General features: G+C 70.8%; 9 protein-coding genes. 3 read left to right on the forward strand and 6 right to left on the reverse strand.

Annotated elements, in window-relative coordinates:
* Positions 1-3: 3 nt before the first annotated feature.
* From ACIA6A_RS04745 to ACIA6A_RS04755, 3 genes are read right to left on the reverse strand one after another with little or no spacing between them, the layout of a single operon-like run.
* A complete protein-coding gene (locus ACIA6A_RS04745; RefSeq protein WP_396096021.1) occupies positions 4-906 on the reverse strand; it encodes a ribokinase in 903 nt (300 codons plus the stop codon).
* Between the two features lie 10 nt (positions 907-916).
* Entirely contained in the window at positions 917-1,786 is an 870-nt protein-coding gene (locus ACIA6A_RS04750; protein ID WP_396096022.1) for an ABC transporter ATP-binding protein, read from the reverse strand.
* Positions 1,783-2,961, reverse strand: a complete 1,179-nt coding sequence (locus tag ACIA6A_RS04755; protein ID WP_396096023.1) for an ROK family protein — start codon at positions 2,959-2,961, stop codon at positions 1,783-1,785. Before ACIA6A_RS04755 ends, ACIA6A_RS04750 begins: the two co-directional genes overlap by 4 nt.
* A gap of 123 nt (positions 2,962-3,084) precedes the next feature.
* Between ACIA6A_RS04755 and ACIA6A_RS04760 the strand changes: the two genes are divergently transcribed.
* Positions 3,085-4,584, forward strand: a complete 1,500-nt coding sequence (locus tag ACIA6A_RS04760; protein WP_396096024.1) for a glycoside hydrolase family 3 protein — start codon at positions 3,085-3,087, stop codon at positions 4,582-4,584.
* A 514-nt stretch (positions 4,585-5,098) separates the two neighbouring features.
* On the opposite strand, the gene ACIA6A_RS04765 is transcribed toward ACIA6A_RS04760, so the two are convergent.
* Together ACIA6A_RS04765 and ACIA6A_RS04770 are read right to left on the reverse strand one after the other, a co-directional pair.
* On the reverse strand, positions 5,099-7,381 hold the full coding sequence (locus tag ACIA6A_RS04765; RefSeq protein ID WP_396096453.1) for a heavy metal translocating P-type ATPase: 2,283 nt from the start codon (positions 7,379-7,381) through the stop codon (positions 5,099-5,101).
* A gap of 116 nt (positions 7,382-7,497) precedes the next feature.
* Complete coding sequence (locus ACIA6A_RS04770; RefSeq protein ID WP_396096025.1) at positions 7,498-8,121, reverse strand: TetR/AcrR family transcriptional regulator C-terminal domain-containing protein; 624 nt, start codon at positions 8,119-8,121, stop codon at positions 7,498-7,500.
* Between the two features lie 54 nt (positions 8,122-8,175).
* On the opposite strand from ACIA6A_RS04770, the gene ACIA6A_RS04775 reads away from it, so the two are divergent.
* Positions 8,176-8,970 carry an alpha/beta fold hydrolase gene (locus tag ACIA6A_RS04775; RefSeq protein ID WP_396096026.1) on the forward strand — a complete coding sequence of 265 codons (795 nt, stop codon included), beginning with the start codon at positions 8,176-8,178 and terminating at the stop codon, positions 8,968-8,970.
* Between the two features lie 160 nt (positions 8,971-9,130).
* On the opposite strand, the gene ACIA6A_RS04780 is transcribed toward ACIA6A_RS04775, so the two are convergent.
* Entirely contained in the window at positions 9,131-14,068 is a 4,938-nt protein-coding gene (locus ACIA6A_RS04780) for an NAD-glutamate dehydrogenase (RefSeq protein WP_396096027.1), read from the reverse strand.
* Between the two features lie 215 nt (positions 14,069-14,283).
* On the opposite strand from ACIA6A_RS04780, the gene ACIA6A_RS04785 reads away from it, so the two are divergent.
* A complete protein-coding gene (locus ACIA6A_RS04785) occupies positions 14,284-16,200 on the forward strand; it encodes a penicillin-binding transpeptidase domain-containing protein (RefSeq protein WP_396096028.1) in 1,917 nt (638 codons plus the stop codon).
* The last annotated feature ends 1,430 nt before the right edge of the window (positions 16,201-17,630 follow it).

Here is a 17,630-nt window from a genome sequence, read left to right on the forward strand (position 1 = left end):
TCGTCAGCCGCGCGCGTAGATGGCGTCGATGTCGGCGCGCGACGGCAGCGCGTTGGAGGCACCGACCTTGCGGACGCAGGCCGCGCCCGCCGCGTTGGCCCAGCGGATCGCGTCGATCATGTCGCGGCCCTCGCCCCAGGCCACCGCCAGCGCCCCGGTGAAAGCGTCGCCGGCCGCGGTCGTGTCCACCACGTCCACCTCGAACGCGGGGATGCGCTCGTCGGCGCCGTCGCGGTCCGCGTACCAGGAGCCCTTGCCGCTGAGGGTGAGCACCACCCGCGGGACCAGGGCGAGCAGCTCGGCCATCCGGGGTTCGGCGGAGCCGGTGATCGCTTCCGCCTCGCTCTCGTTGACGACGAGCAGGTCGACCACCGCGAGGAGCTCCGGCGGGAGGTGACGGGCCGGTGCCGCGTTGAGGATCGTCCGGGTGCCTCCCTCGCGGGCCGCCCGGGACGCCGCGAGCACCGTCTCCACCGGGATCTCCTGCTGGCACAGCAGCACGTCACCCTCGGCGATCACCGTGGTCTCGGCGGCACTGAGGCCGGCGAACGTGCTGTTGGCGCCGGGGCTCACCATGATGGAATTCTCGCCCGCGTGATCGACCATGATGACGGCCACGCCGGACGAGCCGTAACTGGTGCGCATGTTCGAGGTGTCCACGCCGGAAGCGTTCAGCCGGGCCTTGACGGTCACCCCGAACGCGTCCGAGCCGATCGCACCCAGGAACGTGCAGGAGCCGCCCGCGCGGGCGGCCGCGATCGCCTGGTTGGCGCCCTTACCACCGGGCGTCATCATGAAGTCGTCGCCCAGCACGGTCTCGCCGGGCAGCGGCAGCCGCGCGGCGATGCCCACCAGGTCCATGTTGGCGCTGCCGGCGACCACGATCCTCGGTGCCACGTCAGCCATCGTCAGCTCCTCAAGCGGCACGGGCCGTGTATCGGTCGCCGTGGCGCTGGATGATCAGCGGCAGGCCGAACGTCTTGGACAGGTTCTCGGCGGTCAGCGTCTCGCCGAGCAGACCGGCCGCCACGACGTTACCTTCGCGCAGCAGCAGCGCGTGGGTGAATCCCGGCGGGATCTCCTCGACGTGGTGGGTGACCAGCACCATGGCCGGCGCGTCCGGGTCCTCGGCCAGCTCGGTCAGCCGGGCCAGCAGGTCCTCGCGGCCACCCAGGTCGAGCCCGGCGGTCGGCTCGTCGAGCAGCATCAGCTCGGGGTCGGTCATCAGCGCGCGGGCGATCTGGGTGCGCTTCTTCTCGCCCTCGGACAGCGTGCCGAACTCCCGGTCGGTCAGCGCGCCCATGCCCATCTGGTCGAGCAGCGCCCGGGCCCGGGCCTCGTCCTGCGGGTCGTAGCTCTCCCGCCAGCGGCCGACGACCGACCAGGCGGCGGTGACCACGACGTCGAGGACCCGCTCGGTGGGCGGCACCCGCTCGGCGAGCTGCCCGGTGGTGATGCCCACCCGGGTGCGCAGCTCGTTGACGTCGGTCCGGCCGAGCCGCTCCCCGAGCACCCACGCGGTGCCCCGGGACGGGTGGATCCGCGCGGACGCCAGGTTGAGCAATGTGGTCTTGCCCGCGCCGTTCGGGCCGAGGATCACCCACCGCTCGTCGAGCTCGACCTGCCAGGTGAGATTCCGGAGCAGATGGCTGCCGCCGCGGATGACGCTCAGCCGGTCGAAGGAGATGACGGTGTCTTCGTCAGGGGGCGTGGGGGTCGCTGCGTCGAGCACGCGTCCATCCAACCACGCACGCGCGGCCGGATCGGACGGCGTGCCGAGCCTCACCCCGTCGTTGATCCGAACACCTCGTCGCGGACCGCGTCCAACGCGGCCAGCAGCGCTCCGTTGAGGATCGGCTCGACGGCGACCTCGCTCACCACGACCTTCGGCGCCACCAGCGTGATCGATGCCACCTCGGCCTCGATGCGCGACGCCAGGGCGACGCCGCCGGCCTGGGCGATCTCGCCGGCGAGCACGACCAGCGGCGGATCGAGCACGGCGCAGGTGGCGGCCACCCCGAGCGCGACCCGCCGGGCCAACTCGGCGAGGACCGGCTCGCCCGCCTCGCCGGCGTCCACCGCGGCCCGGAGCACGTCGGCGGACTCGGCGCCGCGGAAGCCGTACTGTGCGCCGATGGTCTTGGCCGCGTCCGACGCGACCAGCGTCTGGAAGGCGCCCTTCACGCTGCGCTCGGAGACGTTGTGCGGCACCTCGGTGCCCGCGACCGGCAGATAGCCGATCTCGCCCGCGGCACCCGTGCTGCCCTGGTGCAGCCGTCCGTCGATGACGCTGGCCAGGCCGACACCGCGGTCGATCCAGATGAGCACGAAGTCGTCGACGCCCTTGGCCGCGCCGGTGTGCTGCTCGGCGATGGCCACCAGGTTGACGTCGTTGCCGAACACGACCGGGACGTTGAGGTCCTTGCGCAGGTCGGCGAGCAGCCCCCGGTGCCAGCCGGGCAGGTCGAACGCGAACGAGACCTCGCTGGTCTCCGGGTCGACCAGACCGGGGGTGCCGAGCACGACCCGGCGGACCGGGTCGAGGCTCGTGCCGGCGTTGGTGGCGGCCTCGATGACGGCGTTGTGCACCGCGCGGACCGGATCGTCGCTGTCCTGGGTGGACTGCTCGCTGCGGCCGACGATCTCGCCGGTGATGTCCGCGCAGGCCGCGATCACCCGGTCGGGCAGGACCTCGACCCCGATGACGTACGCGCTGCCGGGCGTCACCGCGTACAGCTGGGCGTTGGGCCCCCGGCCGCCGGCCTGCTCACCGACCCGGCGCACCAGGCCCCGCTCCTCGAGTCGCTCGACCAGCTGCGAGGCGGTGACCTTGCTCAGCCCGGTCATCTCGCCGAGCTGGGCGCGGGTCAGCGGCCCCCTGGTGAGCAACAGCTCGAGCGCGGCGCGGTCGTTGAGTGCGCGCAGCAGCCTGGGTGTACCCGGCAGGCGGGTCGCGGCCATAACGTACGTCCCCTAGGTATTGAGGATGATTTTCTATTACCGTAACCGGGCGTCGGGCGTTCGGCCGTCCCGCACACTCCCGGGCACCGGGCAGATCATGGCACCTCAGTGGGAGCGTTAACAGTGCCAGACGACTCCGGCCTCCGGCGGCTCGCCCTCGGCACCCTGCTCGCGGCGTTCCCGGGCGGCGTTGCCCCGGACTGGATCGCCGGGCTGCTGACCGATGGTCTGGCCGGCGTCACCCTCTTCGCGACGAACATCGACGACCCGGACCAGACCCGGCGACTCACGGCCACGCTGCGATCGGCGCACCCGCGAGCGCTCGTCGCCCTCGACGAGGAGGGCGGCGACGTCACCAGGCTGGCCCACCGGACCGGCAGTCCGTACCCGGGCAATGCCGCACTGGGCGCGGTCGACGACCGGGACCTCACCCGATCGGTGTACGAGTCGATCGGCGCGGATCTCGCCGCGGTGGGCGTGAACCTCGACCTGGCCCCGGTGGCCGACGTCAACACGACCGACGACAACCCGGTCATCGGCACCCGCTCGTTCGGCGCCGACCCCGCCCTCGTAGCCCGGCACACGGCCGCGGCGGTCGCCGGCCTGCAGTCCGTGGGCGTCGCGGCCTGCACCAAGCACTTCCCCGGCCACGGAGCCACCCACACGGACTCCCACCTGGACCTCCCGACCGTCGACGCGACCCTCCCCCTGCTGCGGGACCGCGACCTGCCACCGTTCGCCGCGGCCATCGAGGCCGGCACGCGGGCGATCATGACGGCCCACATCAGAATCCCGGCCCTGACCGGCACAGCCCCGGCGACATTCAGCCGGGAGGCGATCCAGGACCTCCTGCGCCATCGGTACGGATTCCCGGGCGCCATCATCACCGACGCCCTCGAGATGAGCGCGGCTCTGATCGCGGCGGGCTCGCTCGGCGAGGCGGCGGTGCGTTCCCTGGTCGCCGGAGCGGACCTCCTCTGCCTGGGCGCCCGGGCCACGCCTGACCTGGTCGACCACGTCCTCACCGAGATCATCGCGGCGGTCGGCCGGGGCGAGCTGACCACGGCCCGGCTGGAGGAGGCGGCGGGCCGCACCGCGGAGCTGGCATCCTGGCCGTCGCCGGTGACAACGCCGGCGGTGAGCCGCGAGGTCGGCCACGTCGCCGCCCGGCGGGCGCTGCGGATCGAGGGATCGGTGGCCGGCCTGACGAACCCCCTCGTGGTCGAACTGCACGCCGGTCACACCATCGTCGAGGGCCGCGTCCCCTGGGGCCTGGCCGCCGCCGCCCACCCCAGCCCGGCCGTCAGCGGAATTCTTTGGCTGCGGGTCCCGGTCGGCCGGACGACCGCCTCGGAACTGGCCGAACGCGCCGGTCCGAGGCCGATCGTGCTCGTCGGACGACGCCTGCACCGCACCGAGGAGACCCGGAACCTCGTCTCGGACCTCGCGGCACGCCATAATGTTGCGGTGGTGGAGATGGGTTGGCCGTCCGCCTGGCGTCCCGCGGGCGTCCGGGCGTTCCTGACAACCTACGGAGCCGGCCACGCCAACGGCCTGGCCGCCGCTGAGGCCCTGGGTCTCACGCCCCCGGCCTCCGGAGCCCGGCCCACCACCCCGAGCTGAGGCAGCGGCGGGCCGCCACCCGCCGCTGCCTCTCCCAAACCCTTGCCATACCGCCGTGGAAAGAACGGTCGTTCTTCCCTGGGCTGTCGGCATCTCGTAGAGACCCCCGGACTGGCTCGCCGCCAGATGTCACTCTTTGCATTGTCAGCTGAAATTACTTAGAGCTACAACAAGATCGGAAAACCAGCTGCGGCACAAGGAGATTGGTGCTCGGTGCCCGGATTTGGGTGATCTGAGGATCGCGCTCGCCCGGCCGAACGGACAATTCCCGCACACTCCGCTTCCCTTGTCGGGTGATCATCACGTAGCGTCATGTTTGCAGGTGGATCTGGGGATGCCGCCGGTGAGCTTCGGACCTCGGGACCGGTCCGGAAATCTCCCGGCGGTCAGATGGTGAGCCGGGCGCTCCGGGGGTTTCGGGAGCGACCGCCGGGACGAGGCGCCCGGCTCACAGCACCACCCTGGGTCAGCGCCACCCTGGGTCAGCACCACCCCGGGTCAGCGCCACCCTGGGTCAGCGCCGCACCGGCTGGAAGCGGCGCAGGCGCAGGCTGTTGCCGACCACGAAGATCGAGCTGAGCGCCATCGCCGCGCCCGCGATCATCGGGTTGAGCAGGCCGGCCGCGGCCATCGGCAGGCCGGCCACGTTGTAGGCGAACGCCCAGAACAGATTGCCGTGGATGATCTGCACCGTGCGCCGGGACAGACGCACCGCGTCCACCGCGGCGGACAGGTCGTCGCGCATCAGGGTCAGATCCGACGCCTCGATCGCCACGTCGGTGCCCGCGCCCATCGCGATGCCAAGATCGGCCTGGGCGAGCGCGGCCGCGTCGTTCACGCCGTCGCCGACCATCGCCACCACCCGGCCCTGCGCCTGCAAGCGTTTGACCTCGTCGACCTTCCCGGCCGGGAGCACCTCAGCAATCACCTCGGTGATGCCGATCGCGGCCGCGACCTTCTCGGCCACCGGCTTCGCGTCGCCGGTGACCAGCACCGGGGTCAGGCCGAATTTGCGGAGCCGGGCGATGGCGGGGGCGCTCTCCGGGCGTACTGGATCGGCGAGGCCCAGCCGACCCCGGACCGTGCCGTCGACGCGGACCTCGACCCAGGTCAGAGCTTGATCACCCGCGCCGCGGGCCACCTCGACCAGCGATCCCGCGACCGTGCCGCGGACCCCGACCCCGGCCGTGGCCAGGAAGCCCGTCACCACCGGCAACACGCCATCAGATCCCGCCGTGACGCCGGCGCCCACACCAGAAGTGCCACCGGACCCACCCAGCGCCGCACTGCCCAGGCCCGGCGCCGCACCGCCCAGGCTCGGCGCCGCACCACCCGAACCCGCCGCCGCGCCATCAGAGACCGCCGTCGCGCTGTCGGGGGAGGTGGAGCGTGTGGGCTCGGTGATGCGGTTGCGGGCCGCGAGGGTGATCGCTCGGCCGAGGGGGTGTTCGGAGGCTGCCTCGACCGCGCCGGCTGGGAGCAGGACGTCGTCCGCCGTGTAGCCGGGCTCCGGCCGGATCTCACGCACCGTCATGGTGCCCGTGGTTACTGTGCCGGTTTTGTCGAGCAGGATGGTGTCGACGCGGCGTACCGATTCGAGGGCTTCGACGCCTCGGATGAGGATGCCCAGCTGGGCTCCCCGGCCCGTGCCGACCAGGATGGCGGTCGGTGTCGCCAGGCCCAGGGCGCACGGGCAGGCGATGATCAGGACTGCCACCGCCGCGGTGAACGCCGCCGTGGTGCCGTGGCCAGCGCCGAGCCAGTAACCGAGGGTGGCCGCCGCGATGGCGAGGACAACCGGGACGAAGATGCCGGAGATGCGGTCGGCGAGGCGCTGCACCGCGGCCTTTCCCGCCTGCGCGTCCTCGACCAGGCGGGCCATCTGGGCGAGCTGGGTGTCGGCGCCGACCCGGGTGGCCCGGACCACCAGACCGCCACCGGCGTTGATCGTGCCACCGGTCACGTCGTCACCCTGGGCAACCTCGACGGGTACGGACTCGCCGGTGACCAGACTCCGGTCGACGGCCGAGGAGCCTTCGACGATCACGCCGTCCGTGGCTACCTTCTCTCCCGGCCGTACGAGAAAGTGGTCTCCGGTCTGCAGTTGCTCGATGGGAATATCGGTGCCGTCGCGCAGCGTGACCGTCTTGGCGCCCATGGTCAGCAGCGATCGCAGCGCGTCCCCGGCCCGCCGTTTGGCCCGGGCCTCGGCGTAGCGGCCGGCCAGCAAAAACGTCGTCACCCCGGCCGCCGCTTCGAGGTAGATCGCGTCGCCCATGGCGTCGGCACGCAACGTGAAGGGGTGGGTCATTCCGGGCATGCCGGCGTCACCGAGGAACAGCGCCCACAGTGACCACAGGAACGCGGCGAGCGTGCCGACCGACACCAGGGTGTCCATCGTGGCGGCGCCGTGGCGCAGGTTGACGAACGCGGAGCGGTGGAACGGCCAGCCCGCATAGACGACAACGGGCGCGGCGAGCGTGAGTGACAGCCACTGCCAGTAGTCGAATTGCCAGGCCGGGACCATCGCCAGCACGATCACCGGGAGGCTGAGCACCGTCGAGACGAGCAGCCTCGTACGCAACGGGTCGGCGACCGGGGCCGCGACCACCTCGACGGCGGCGGGTTCGGCGGCGGTGTATCCGGTCTTCTCGACGACGGCGATGAGGTCGGCGGCGGTGAGGGTCGCCGGGACGGTCGCGCGGGCCTTCTCGGTGGCGTAGTTGACCGTGGCCGTCACGCCGTCGAGGCGGTTCAGCTTCTTCTCGATCCGATTGGCGCAGGCGGCGCAGGTCATGCCGCCGATCTCGAGCTCGATCTGCCGGTTCACCGGACCAGCATATACCCCATGGGGGTACCCCGCCCACAGCGTGACGCCTCATCCGGCGGTCTCGGTACCCCGCCGGCCCTGCCCTACGGGAGCGGGTCGGCCGGCCCGGGCGCTGCGCCCAGCAACGCTCGCGTGCCCTCGATGAGCACGTCCAGGCCGTACTCGAAGCCCTCGTCACCGATCGGGTTGCCGCCCAGCAGCGCGGCGGCGATCGTCGGCAGCCCGCTGAGATCCGGCGCCTCGCCGACCGGCTCGCGCGAGCCCTGCTCCTGGAGCACGTGCCCGGTTATGTAGTGGCTCAGCACGGTGATCGTCCGCAGGGCCCGGACCGGCGTGAACCCGCGCTCGACCATCGCCGCCAGCTCGATCTCGAAATGACCCGTGGCCCCACCGCTGCGCAGGGCCGAGGAGACGACCCGCGCGCCGTCGCGGCTGGCCAGCAACGATCGACGGTACGAACGTGAGCGGCGCCGAAGCCACTCCGGCCAGCTCTCGCCGTCCGCCGGGGGGCCCATCCCGGCCCGCACGATGATCTCGTCGGCCATCCCGTCGAGCAGCTCCTGCTTGGTCCGGATGTGCCAGTACAGCGCGGGGGACCGCACGCCCAGCTCGCTCGCCAGCCGCCGCACGGTCAGCCCGTCGAGCCCGACCTCGTCGAGCAGGCGCAGCCCGGTGGAGATCAGCACCTCGCGAGTCAGCCCCTTCACCCGGCCACCTTAGCAGTGCTAAGTTTTCCTTAGCGGCGCTAAGGAGGCTTGGTCATGCGAGTGACAGCGATCGACGGCTCGACGGCAGAAGCGGTGGACGAGGGCCTGGGCACCCCGATCCTGGTGATCCACGGCGGCATGGGCGACCCGACGGCCTGGAAACGCGTGACCGACCTGCTCCGGCCCCGGTTCCGCACGGTGCGCCTGCACCGGCGGCAGTACCGGATGGACCTCCCCCGCACCATCACGATGGCGGACGAGGTCACCCACGTCACCGCGATCGCGGCCGAGCTGGACCGACCGATCCTGGTGGCCCACTCCTCGGGCGCGGTGCTCGCGCTGGAAGCCCTGGTCGCGAACCCGGAGCTGTACTCGGGCGCGGTCCTCTACGAACCACCGATCGTGATCGGCGAGCCGCTGGGCGGCGATCGGCTCCGGCCGGCCCGGGCAGCGCTCGACGCCGGCCGGCCCGGCCGGGCCCTGGCGATCTTCCTGCGGGACGTGGTGCGGATGCCCGCCCCGGCCGCGTTCCTCGCCGGCTTCGTCGTGGGCCGCAGCGGCTACCGGGACCGGGTGGTCCGCCAGCTCGACGACAACGACGCGATCGACGCGCTGGGGGTGCGGCTGAGCGACTACGCCGGGATCCGGCTCCCGGTCCTGCTCATCGGCGGCGACAGGTCCCCGGGCCACCTGGCCGAACGCCTGAACGCGCTGGCCGCCGCGCTCCCCCGCGGCCGGCGGCTGACCATGCACGGCCAGGGCCACAGCGCGGAGCTACGAGCCCCGGCCCGGGTCGCCGCCGCGATCGAGAAATTCATCGACAGAGACGTCAACCGCCACGTCGCATAGGCCGGCCCGACGTGGCGCACCCCGGTCGGAATCGAACCGGACCAGGTCTGACCGAGCCCGACCGGCCCGCACCGAGCCCAACTGGCCCGCACCGAGCCCGACCAGGGCCGGGTCAAGCCCGACCAGGGCCGGGGTCGGGCTTGACGCGGGCGGGACCGGATCAGCCGGCTGACGAGGTTTTCACCAGGGTCCGGATCTGGCGGAGCAGGACGGACAAGGCGGCCAGGTCGGCCGGGGACTCGTCGATGTCGCCCATGGCGTTGCCCGCCCGGGCGATGGAGGCCGCGTTGGTCTGCTCCCACTCGGAGACCTGGTCCTCCGCGGTGGCCTCCGGCGGCGTGGACTGGAGCACCTCCGCGGTCAGGCCGGCCAGCGCCGAGTAGAGGTCGTAGCGCAGGGCCATCCGGGCCAGGGTCTGCCAGCGGTCCCCGCGGGGGAGCCGGGAGATGTGGGACAGCAGGACGTCGATCTTGAAGCGCTCGGACAGGACGAAGTAGACGTCGGCGACGTCGGTGGCGGACCGGCCGGTGGCCTTGGCGGTCTCGAGGATGTCGAGCATGCCGAAGCCGTAGACCACCCGGGCGACCCCCCGGGCCAGGTCGTCGGGGACGCCGTTGCCGGTCATCATCTCGACGTGCGCCTCGAGCGACCGCAGCTCGGCGCCCATGACGACGTCCGCCAGCTGCGGGAGCATGCCGCCGACGCCGGGGCGCAGGTGCTCGATCTCGGCCGCCACGTCGAGCGGAGAGCGGCGGTTGCTGACCAGCCAGCGGACCGCACGGTCGAGCAGGCGCCGGGTCTCGAGGTAGACCAGGGTCTGCGCGAACGTGGGGACCTTGTTGTCGAGCTGCTCGGCGCCTTCCCACAGCGCACGCAGGCCGTAGACCTCGCGGACCACGACGTAGGCCCGGATGACGTCGGCCGCCGAGGCCCCGCTCTCCTCCATCGCGCGGAAGACGAACGACGTGCCGCCCCGGTTGACCACCTCGTTGACCAGCGCGGTCGAGATGATCTCGCGGCGCAGGCGGTGGCCGGCCATGCGGGAGGCGAAGCGCTCGCGCAGCGGGGTGGGGAAATACCGGGAGAGGACCCCGGTGGTCCATTCCTCGTCCACGATCGGGTCGGCGAGGACCTGACGTTCGAGCGAGATCTTCACGTACGCGAGGAGCACCGCGAACTCCGGCGGGGTGAGCCCGTCGCCGGTTTCGTACCGGGCGGCCAGCTCCTTGTCCGTGGGCAGGGCCTCCAGCTCCCGGTTGAGCTGGCCGGACTGCTCCAGCGCGATGAGCATGCGGCGGTGCACCGGCAGCAGCGAGTGGGCCTGTTGCCGGGCGTTGCCGAGCGCGGTGGCCTGCTCGTAGTTGTCCCGCAGCACGAGCGCGGCGACCTCGTCGGTCATCGCCGCGAGCAGCTCGTCGCGTTCCGGCAGGGTCAGCTCGCCGTCGGTGACCGCACCACCGAGCAGAATCTTGATGTTGACCTCGTGGTCGGAGCAGTCCACGCCGGCCGAGTTGTCGATGAAGTCGGTGAAGACCCGGCCGCCGGCCAGGGCGTACTCGATCCGGCCACGCTGGGTGAGACCCAGGTTGCCGCCCTCGCCGACCACCTTGGCCCGCAGGTCCTGGCCGTTGGCCCGGATCGCGTCGTTGGCCTTGTCGCCGACGTCGGCGTGCGACTCCGAGGCCGCCTTGACGTACGTGCCGATGCCGCCGTTCCACAACAGGTCGACCGGCGCGGTCAGGATCGCCCGCATCAGCTCGACCGGGCTCACCGCGGTGGCGTCGCCGAGGTCGAGCGCGGCGCGGATCTGCGGTGACACCGGGATCGATTTCGCCGAGCGGGGATAGATGCCGCCGCCCGCGCTGATCAGTGACGTGTCGTAGTCGGCCCAGCTCGACCGGGGCAGCTCGAACAGCCGGCTGCGCTCGGCGAACGACGAGGCGGCGTCCGGCTCCGGGTCGAGGAAGATGTGCCGGTGGTCGAACGCGGCCACCAGCCGGATGTGCTCGGAGAGCAGCATGCCGTTGCCGAACACGTCGCCGGACATGTCACCGACGCCGACCACGGTGAAGTCCTGCGCCTGGGTGTCCGTACCCAGATCGCGGAAGTGTTTCTTGACCGATTCCCAGGCGCCGCGGGCGGTGATGCCCATCTTCTTGTGGTCGTAGCCGGCCGAACCGCCGGACGCGAACGCGTCGCCCATCCAGAAGTCCCGGCCGACCGAGATCTCGTTGGCGATGTCGGAGAACGTGGCGGTGCCCTTGTCGGCGGCCACCACCAGATAAGGGTCGTCGCCGTCGTGCCGGACGACCTCCACCGGCGGCACGATCTTGCCACTGTGGATGTTGTCGGTGACGTCGAGCAGCGCGCCGATGAACAGCTTGTAGCACTCCACCGCCTCGTCGCGGTCGCCCGGCTTCTGCTTGAGCACGAAGCCACCCTTGGCGCCCACCGGCACGATCACCGAATTCTTGACCATCTGCGCCTTGACCAGGCCGAGCACCTCGGTGCGGAAATCCTCCCGCCGGTCGGACCAGCGCAGGCCACCGCGGGCGACAGCGCCGAACCGCAGGTGTACGCCCTCGAAGCGCGGCGAGTAGACGTAGATCTCGAATTTCGGCCGGGGCTGCGGGAGGTCCGGGATCGCGGTCGGGTCCAGCTTGAACGCGACGTACGACTTGGGCCGCCCCTCGCTGTCCCGCTGGAAGAAGCTGGTGCGCAGCGTCGCGAGCATGAGAGTGAGGTACGAGCGCAGGATCCGGTCCTGGTCGAGGCTCTCCACGCCGTCCAGCAGGCCGGTGATCTGCTCAACGAGACCGCCGGCGAGCCGGTCGCGTTCCTCCGCCTCGATCTCCAGCTCCGGGGAGAACCGGGTCTCGAAGAGCTGCACCAGCAGCCGGGTGATCTCCGGATAGGCGATGAACGTCGACTCCATGTAACGCTGGGTGAAGACGTTCCCGGTCTGCCGCTGATATTTCGCGTACGCCCGGAGCACCACCACCTGTCGCCAGGTCAGCCCGGCGCGCAGCACGAGCTCGTTGAAGCCGTCGACCTCGGCCTCGTTCTGCCAGGCCGCCGCGAACGCGTTCTCCACCTGCGGGCGGACCTCGGTGAGCTCGTGGTGCGAGGCCGGGGGCACCAGCCCGAAGTCGTACAGGTAGACGGTGCCGTCGGGCCGGCGCACCTCGTAGGGGCGTTCGTCGACCACCTGGACGCCGAGCGAGTGCAGCACCGGGAGCACCGCCGACAGCATCATCGGCTCGCCGTAGCGGTACACGTTGAACCGCACGTCGCTGTCGTCGGGCTCGGTGCAGCCGTCCCGGTTGAGCCGGCGCTTGCGGTACAGGTGCATCTCGAGCTGGCCGGACTCCTCCAGCAGCTCCAGCTTGGCGATGTCCTGCACAGCTTCGTACGGCGTGTGGCCGTCCTTGTAGCTGTCCGGGAACGCCATCGAGTAGCGGTTGAACAGGTCCTTGGCCGGCTCCTCACCGAGCTTGCGTTCCAGGACCAGGGAGAAGTCGTCGTCCCACATCCGGGTCGCGTCGGCGAGCAGCTCGGCGAGCGCGTTCGGGTCGACACCGCCGGGCGGATCGGTCGGGTCGGTCCGCACGATGAAGTGCACCCGCGCCAGCATCCGCTCGGTCACCCGGGTCGTGTAGTCGACACCGATGCCGTTCAGCTCGCGCAGCAGGATCTCCTGCATGGCCTGCCGGTTGCCGGTGGTGAAGCGGTCCCGGGGAAGGTAGATGAGGCACGAGATGAACCGGCCGTACCCGTCGCGGCGCAGGAAGAGCCGCAGCTGCCGGCGCCCGGCCATCCGCAGGACGCCGACCACCGCTTCGTACAGATCATCGGTCTTGATCTGGAAGAGCTCGTCGCGCGGATAGGTCTCGAGGATCTGCAGCAGGTCCTTGCCGGAGTGCCCGCGCGGGGAAAGACCGGACCGGTCAAGAACTTCCATGACCTTGCGGCGTACGACGGGGAGCTCGCGGACGCTGGTGCGATAGGCCGAACTGGAGAACAGGCCCAGGAAGCGGCGTTCACCGCACACCTCGCCCTGGTCGTTGAAGACCTTGACGCCGATGTAGTCGAGATAGGCCGACCGGTGCACGGTCGCCCGGGAGTTGGCCTTCGTGATCACCAGCAGGCGCTTCTCCAGGGCCCGGTGGTGCGCCTCGGGGGCCATCGAGGACAGCTGGCGCGGCGTGCTCTGGTCGCCGCGCAGGATGCCGAGGCCGCTGCCGGGCACCGCGGTCAGCAGGTCGCCGTCGTCGCTGAGCTGATACTCCCGGTAGCCGAGGAACGTGAAATGGTCGTGCGCGAGCCACTTGAGCAGCTCGATCGAGTCGGTGACGTCCTTGTCGGGGACCGGCAGTTCGTGGTCGGAACCCCGCGCCGCGGCCAGCTCGTCGGCGATCACCACGGCCCGCTGGCGCATCCGCGGCCAGTCGTCGACCGCGTCGCGCACATCGGTGAGCACCCGGCGCAGCTCGTTGTGCAGCTGGTCGCGGTCCTCCTCGTTGCGCACCGGGTCGATCTCGACGCGGATCCAGCTCTCCACGCAGTCGCCGTCGATCGCGTCGTCGGGCTCGACGTTCGCCTCGACCTGCGCGAGCGCCCCGAGCGGCTCCCGGCGCACCACGATCAACGGGTGCACCAGCAGATGCACCTGGAGCTGGTGGGCGGTCAGCAGCGCGGTCACCGAGTCGACCAGGAACGGCATGTCGTCGGTGACGATCGAGATCACCGTGTGCGGCTGGTCCTTGCAGGGGGCGCTGATGTCGAGCTTCAGCTCACCGGGCAGGCGGGCGGCGGCCAGCTCCCGGTGCTCGCGGGCGGCCTCGAACATCTCCTCCGGCGTGTAACCGACCAGCTCCTCGTCGGGCGCGAAACGCCAGAAGCGGTCGACCAGCGTCGCCGTGGTGTGATCCTGACCGGCCATCCCGACCGCCTGCGCCACGAGGCGCTCAGCGTTCGGCAACGGCTCGTCCAGCTCGTCGTCGGACATGCCCAGCCGGCCCGTCAGGGCCAGACCTGGGCCCGGCCCGAAATCGAGCTCGGGATCGGACTCTGTTGCTGCCTCGTCGGCGACAGGCATGACGGCTCCCCTCACCCACCACACTGTGGGCTCGACGTGTCGGGGCTAAGCCTAGAACCTGGGTCCGACACTCTGGGCGGACCCGGGGTCCGGGACGAAGATCCGACAACGAATTCGCTACATCTCACTCAGCACGGGACACCGCTACTGGCGGCGAGAGGTTACCGTTCCGTACGTTTCCTGCTGCATACCCGTACCCCCGGGGAGGGCCCCTCATGCACCGCATCCGCCGAGCCGTCGCGACGCTGGCCTGTCTGGCCCTCGCCGGCGGTGGTGTGGCCGCCTGTTCGGGCTCCGACGGGCCGGATGACACCGTCGACGCCTTTCTGGACGGCTGGAAGAAGGCCGACCTGAGCAAAGTCGGTTTCGTGACCGCGGCCGGCGCCAAGATCTCCGCCGCGGACGTCACCACCCAGCTCAAGGCGCTGTCCGGCGACCTCGGCAAGACCGCCCCGGCACTGTCGGCCCCCGGCGATGCCACCGAGACCAACGACAACGCCTCGGAGACCATCAAGGTCGGCTGGACCCTGCCCGGCGGCGCCACGTGGACGTACGACAGCACGGTGCGGCTCACGAAGCAGAGCTCGGACGGCTGGCAGGTGGTCTGGGAGCCGGCCATCGTGCACACCAAGCTCACCGACGGCGAGAGCCTCGAACTGCGCCGGAAATCAGCCGACCGGGGCGACCTGCTCGGTGCCGACGGCAAGCCGCTGGTCTCCCCCCGCCCCGTGGTGACCATCGGCATCAGCCCGGAACGCATCGAGGACCAGGGCAAACTCCTCAAGGCCCTCACCGGGGCCCTCAAGACGATCGGCGTGACGCTCGACGAGAAGGACCTCACCACCCGGATCAGATCCTCCGACCCGACCGCGTTCGTCGACGTCGTGACGCTGCGGCGCCCCGACTACGACAAGATCCGATCGAAGGTACGCGACCTGGCCGGCACCGTTTTCCGCGAGGAGAACCGGGAACTCGCCCCCACCCGCGCCTTCGCCCGCGCCCTGCTCGGCACCGTCGACGTGGCCACCCGCGACGACCTCGACGCCAACCCGGACACGATGGCCCAGGGCGACATGGTGGGCCACGGCGGCCTGCAGGAACGTTACGACGCGCAGCTCCGCGGCACCCCGGCCCAGGTCGTGGTGATCGCCCGCAAGACCCCCGAGGACGAGACCGACGCGGACCGCATCTTCGCCACCGACGCGGTCCCCGGCACCTCGGTCAAGACCACCCTCGACGTCAAGACCCAGAACGCCGCCGACTCCGCGGTAGCCGCCGAGAAGAACCCCAGCGCCCTGGTAGCCATCAAGATCAGCGACAGCTCGGTCATCGCGGTCTCCAACGGCCCCGACGGCGGCACGGTCAACACGGCCCTCACCGGCCAGGTGCCGCCCGGTTCGACGTACAAAATGGTCTCGACCCTGGGCCTTCTCGACAAGAAAGCGGTCACCCTCGACGGCAAGGTCGACTGCCCGGCCACCCAGAAGGTCAGCGGCCGAGAATTCAAGAACTCCCACGACATGAAGCTCGGCCAGGTCCCGTTCCGTACGGACTTCGCCCAGTCCTGCAACACGGCCTTCGTCAACGTCGCCCCCAAACTCGGCGCCGACGGCTTCAAAGCGGCGTCTACATCACTGGGCCTCGGCGAGAAGTGGGACCTGGGCGTCGAAGCCTTCAGCGGCACCCTCTCCCCCGCCGACACCCCGACCGAACTGGCAGCGGCCACGTTCGGCCAGGGAGCCACCGCGGTCAGCCCCCTCGCCATGGCCGGCGCGACCGCCGCGGTCGCCCGAGGCCAGTTCATCCAGCCCAAACTCATCCTCGAACCGGCCCCCGCGGCCGCCCTCCCGGACGGCCCCGAACTGGCGGCCACCTCGATCGACCCGCTAAAAACAATGATGCGCGAGGTCGTGACCAAGGGAACCGGCGAGTCGCTCAAAAAGGTCCCCGGCGGCCCGGTCTCCGGCAAAACCGGAACAGCAGAATTCCAGGACGGCTCGGACGAGACCCACTCCTGGTTCATCGGCTGGCAGGGCGACGTAGCCTTCGCGGTCATGGTCGAAAAGGGTGGCCTGGGCTCAGAAGCTGCGGTCCCGATCGTCAACCGTTTCCTGACCGCCCTGAACAAGTAGCCTGCCCCAGCCGCGACCGCGGTCGCAGCCGGCCTCCGCGGTCGCAGCCGGCCTCCGCGGTCGCGGCCACTGCGGTCGCGGCCACTGCGGTCGCGGCCACTGCGGTCGCGGCCACTGCGGTCGCGGCCACTGCGGTCGCGGTCGGCCGCTGTGGTCGCAGTCGTGCTGCGGTCGTGGTCGGCCCTGCGGTCGCAGTCGCGGTCCGCGCTGCGACCGGCATCGCGCGCGGCGGTCGTGGGGTGCGGCCGCGGTCTCAGGTCACGTCGGCAGGGGCCTCGGGCCCGACCTCAAAAGCGGGCCGCTGAACCGGCAGCGAAAACTCCTCCGCAGCCCGCGGCCGCAGCATCCCGGGCATCGTGGCCGGCAACGGAGCAGAATCCAGCAGCGGAGCAACCCCCAACGGCCGAAGCGGCGCATCCTCCTCGACCGCGCCAACCTCGGACGACTCCCGCTGACGTTCCCGATCCCAGTCACCGGCGGCATAGGGCGGAACCGCATCATCATCATCCGGCCCGACAACCTCTGACCGGTCGCCCAGCTCCGCCCCAGCCACTTCCTCCGACCAACCATCAAGGACCGCCCCGGTCTCAGCTGCCGACTCGGTCCCTCCAGCCAGCCCAAGATCGACAGCCGGCTCAAGGTCGACAGGTTGCTCAAGATCAACGGACGGCTCTAGGTGGCCGGTCGGTTCAAGGTCGACGGCTTGCTCAGCGTCAGCCTGCGCGGCATCGCCGACGGGTTCAGAATCGGTTTCAGGATCAGAGTCCGAGACCGACCCGATCTCCGCAGCCAGCGCGCCCCCAGCAACCAGGTATGCCTCAGAGACCAAGTCGGCCCGAGGAACCAAGGCGTCCCCAGCCACCCGCTCGGCCTCAACCACCCACTCGGCCTCAGACACCCACTCGGGCGCGGACACCGACTCGGCCTCAGACACCGACTCAAGCTCAACCACTGACTCGAGCTCAGACCTTGACTCGAACTCAGCCGCCTGGTCGGCCTCAGCCGCTAGATCAGCCTCAACCGCCTGGTCGGCCTCAGTCACCAGATCAGCCTCAGCCGCCTGGTCGGCTTCAGTCACCAGCTCGGCTTCGCCGACCGGCGGGATGTCGGCAGCCGATTCCTCGTCCGCCACCGGATCGGGGTCGAGGACAGGCTCGTCCTCAGCGACCGGATCGTGATCAGCAACGAGTTCGGCGGGCGCAGCCGGGTCCGCGCCGATTTCCGGATCGAGCCCGACAGCCGGATCATCCTCGGTGGCCAGCTCAGGCTCCGGGACCGGATCGAGGTCCAAGGCCAGGTCAGACTCCACCGCCGGATCGGGGTCCAAGGCCGGAACGGGGTCCAAGGCCGGAACGGGGTCCAAGGCCAGGTCAGACTCCACCGCCGGAATGGGGTCCATGGCCGGATCAGGGTCCACGGACAGATCGGTC

It is taken from the genome of Actinoplanes sp. NPDC051494, assembly GCF_044454705.1.
Lineage (GTDB): Bacteria > Actinomycetota > Actinomycetes > Mycobacteriales > Micromonosporaceae > Actinoplanes.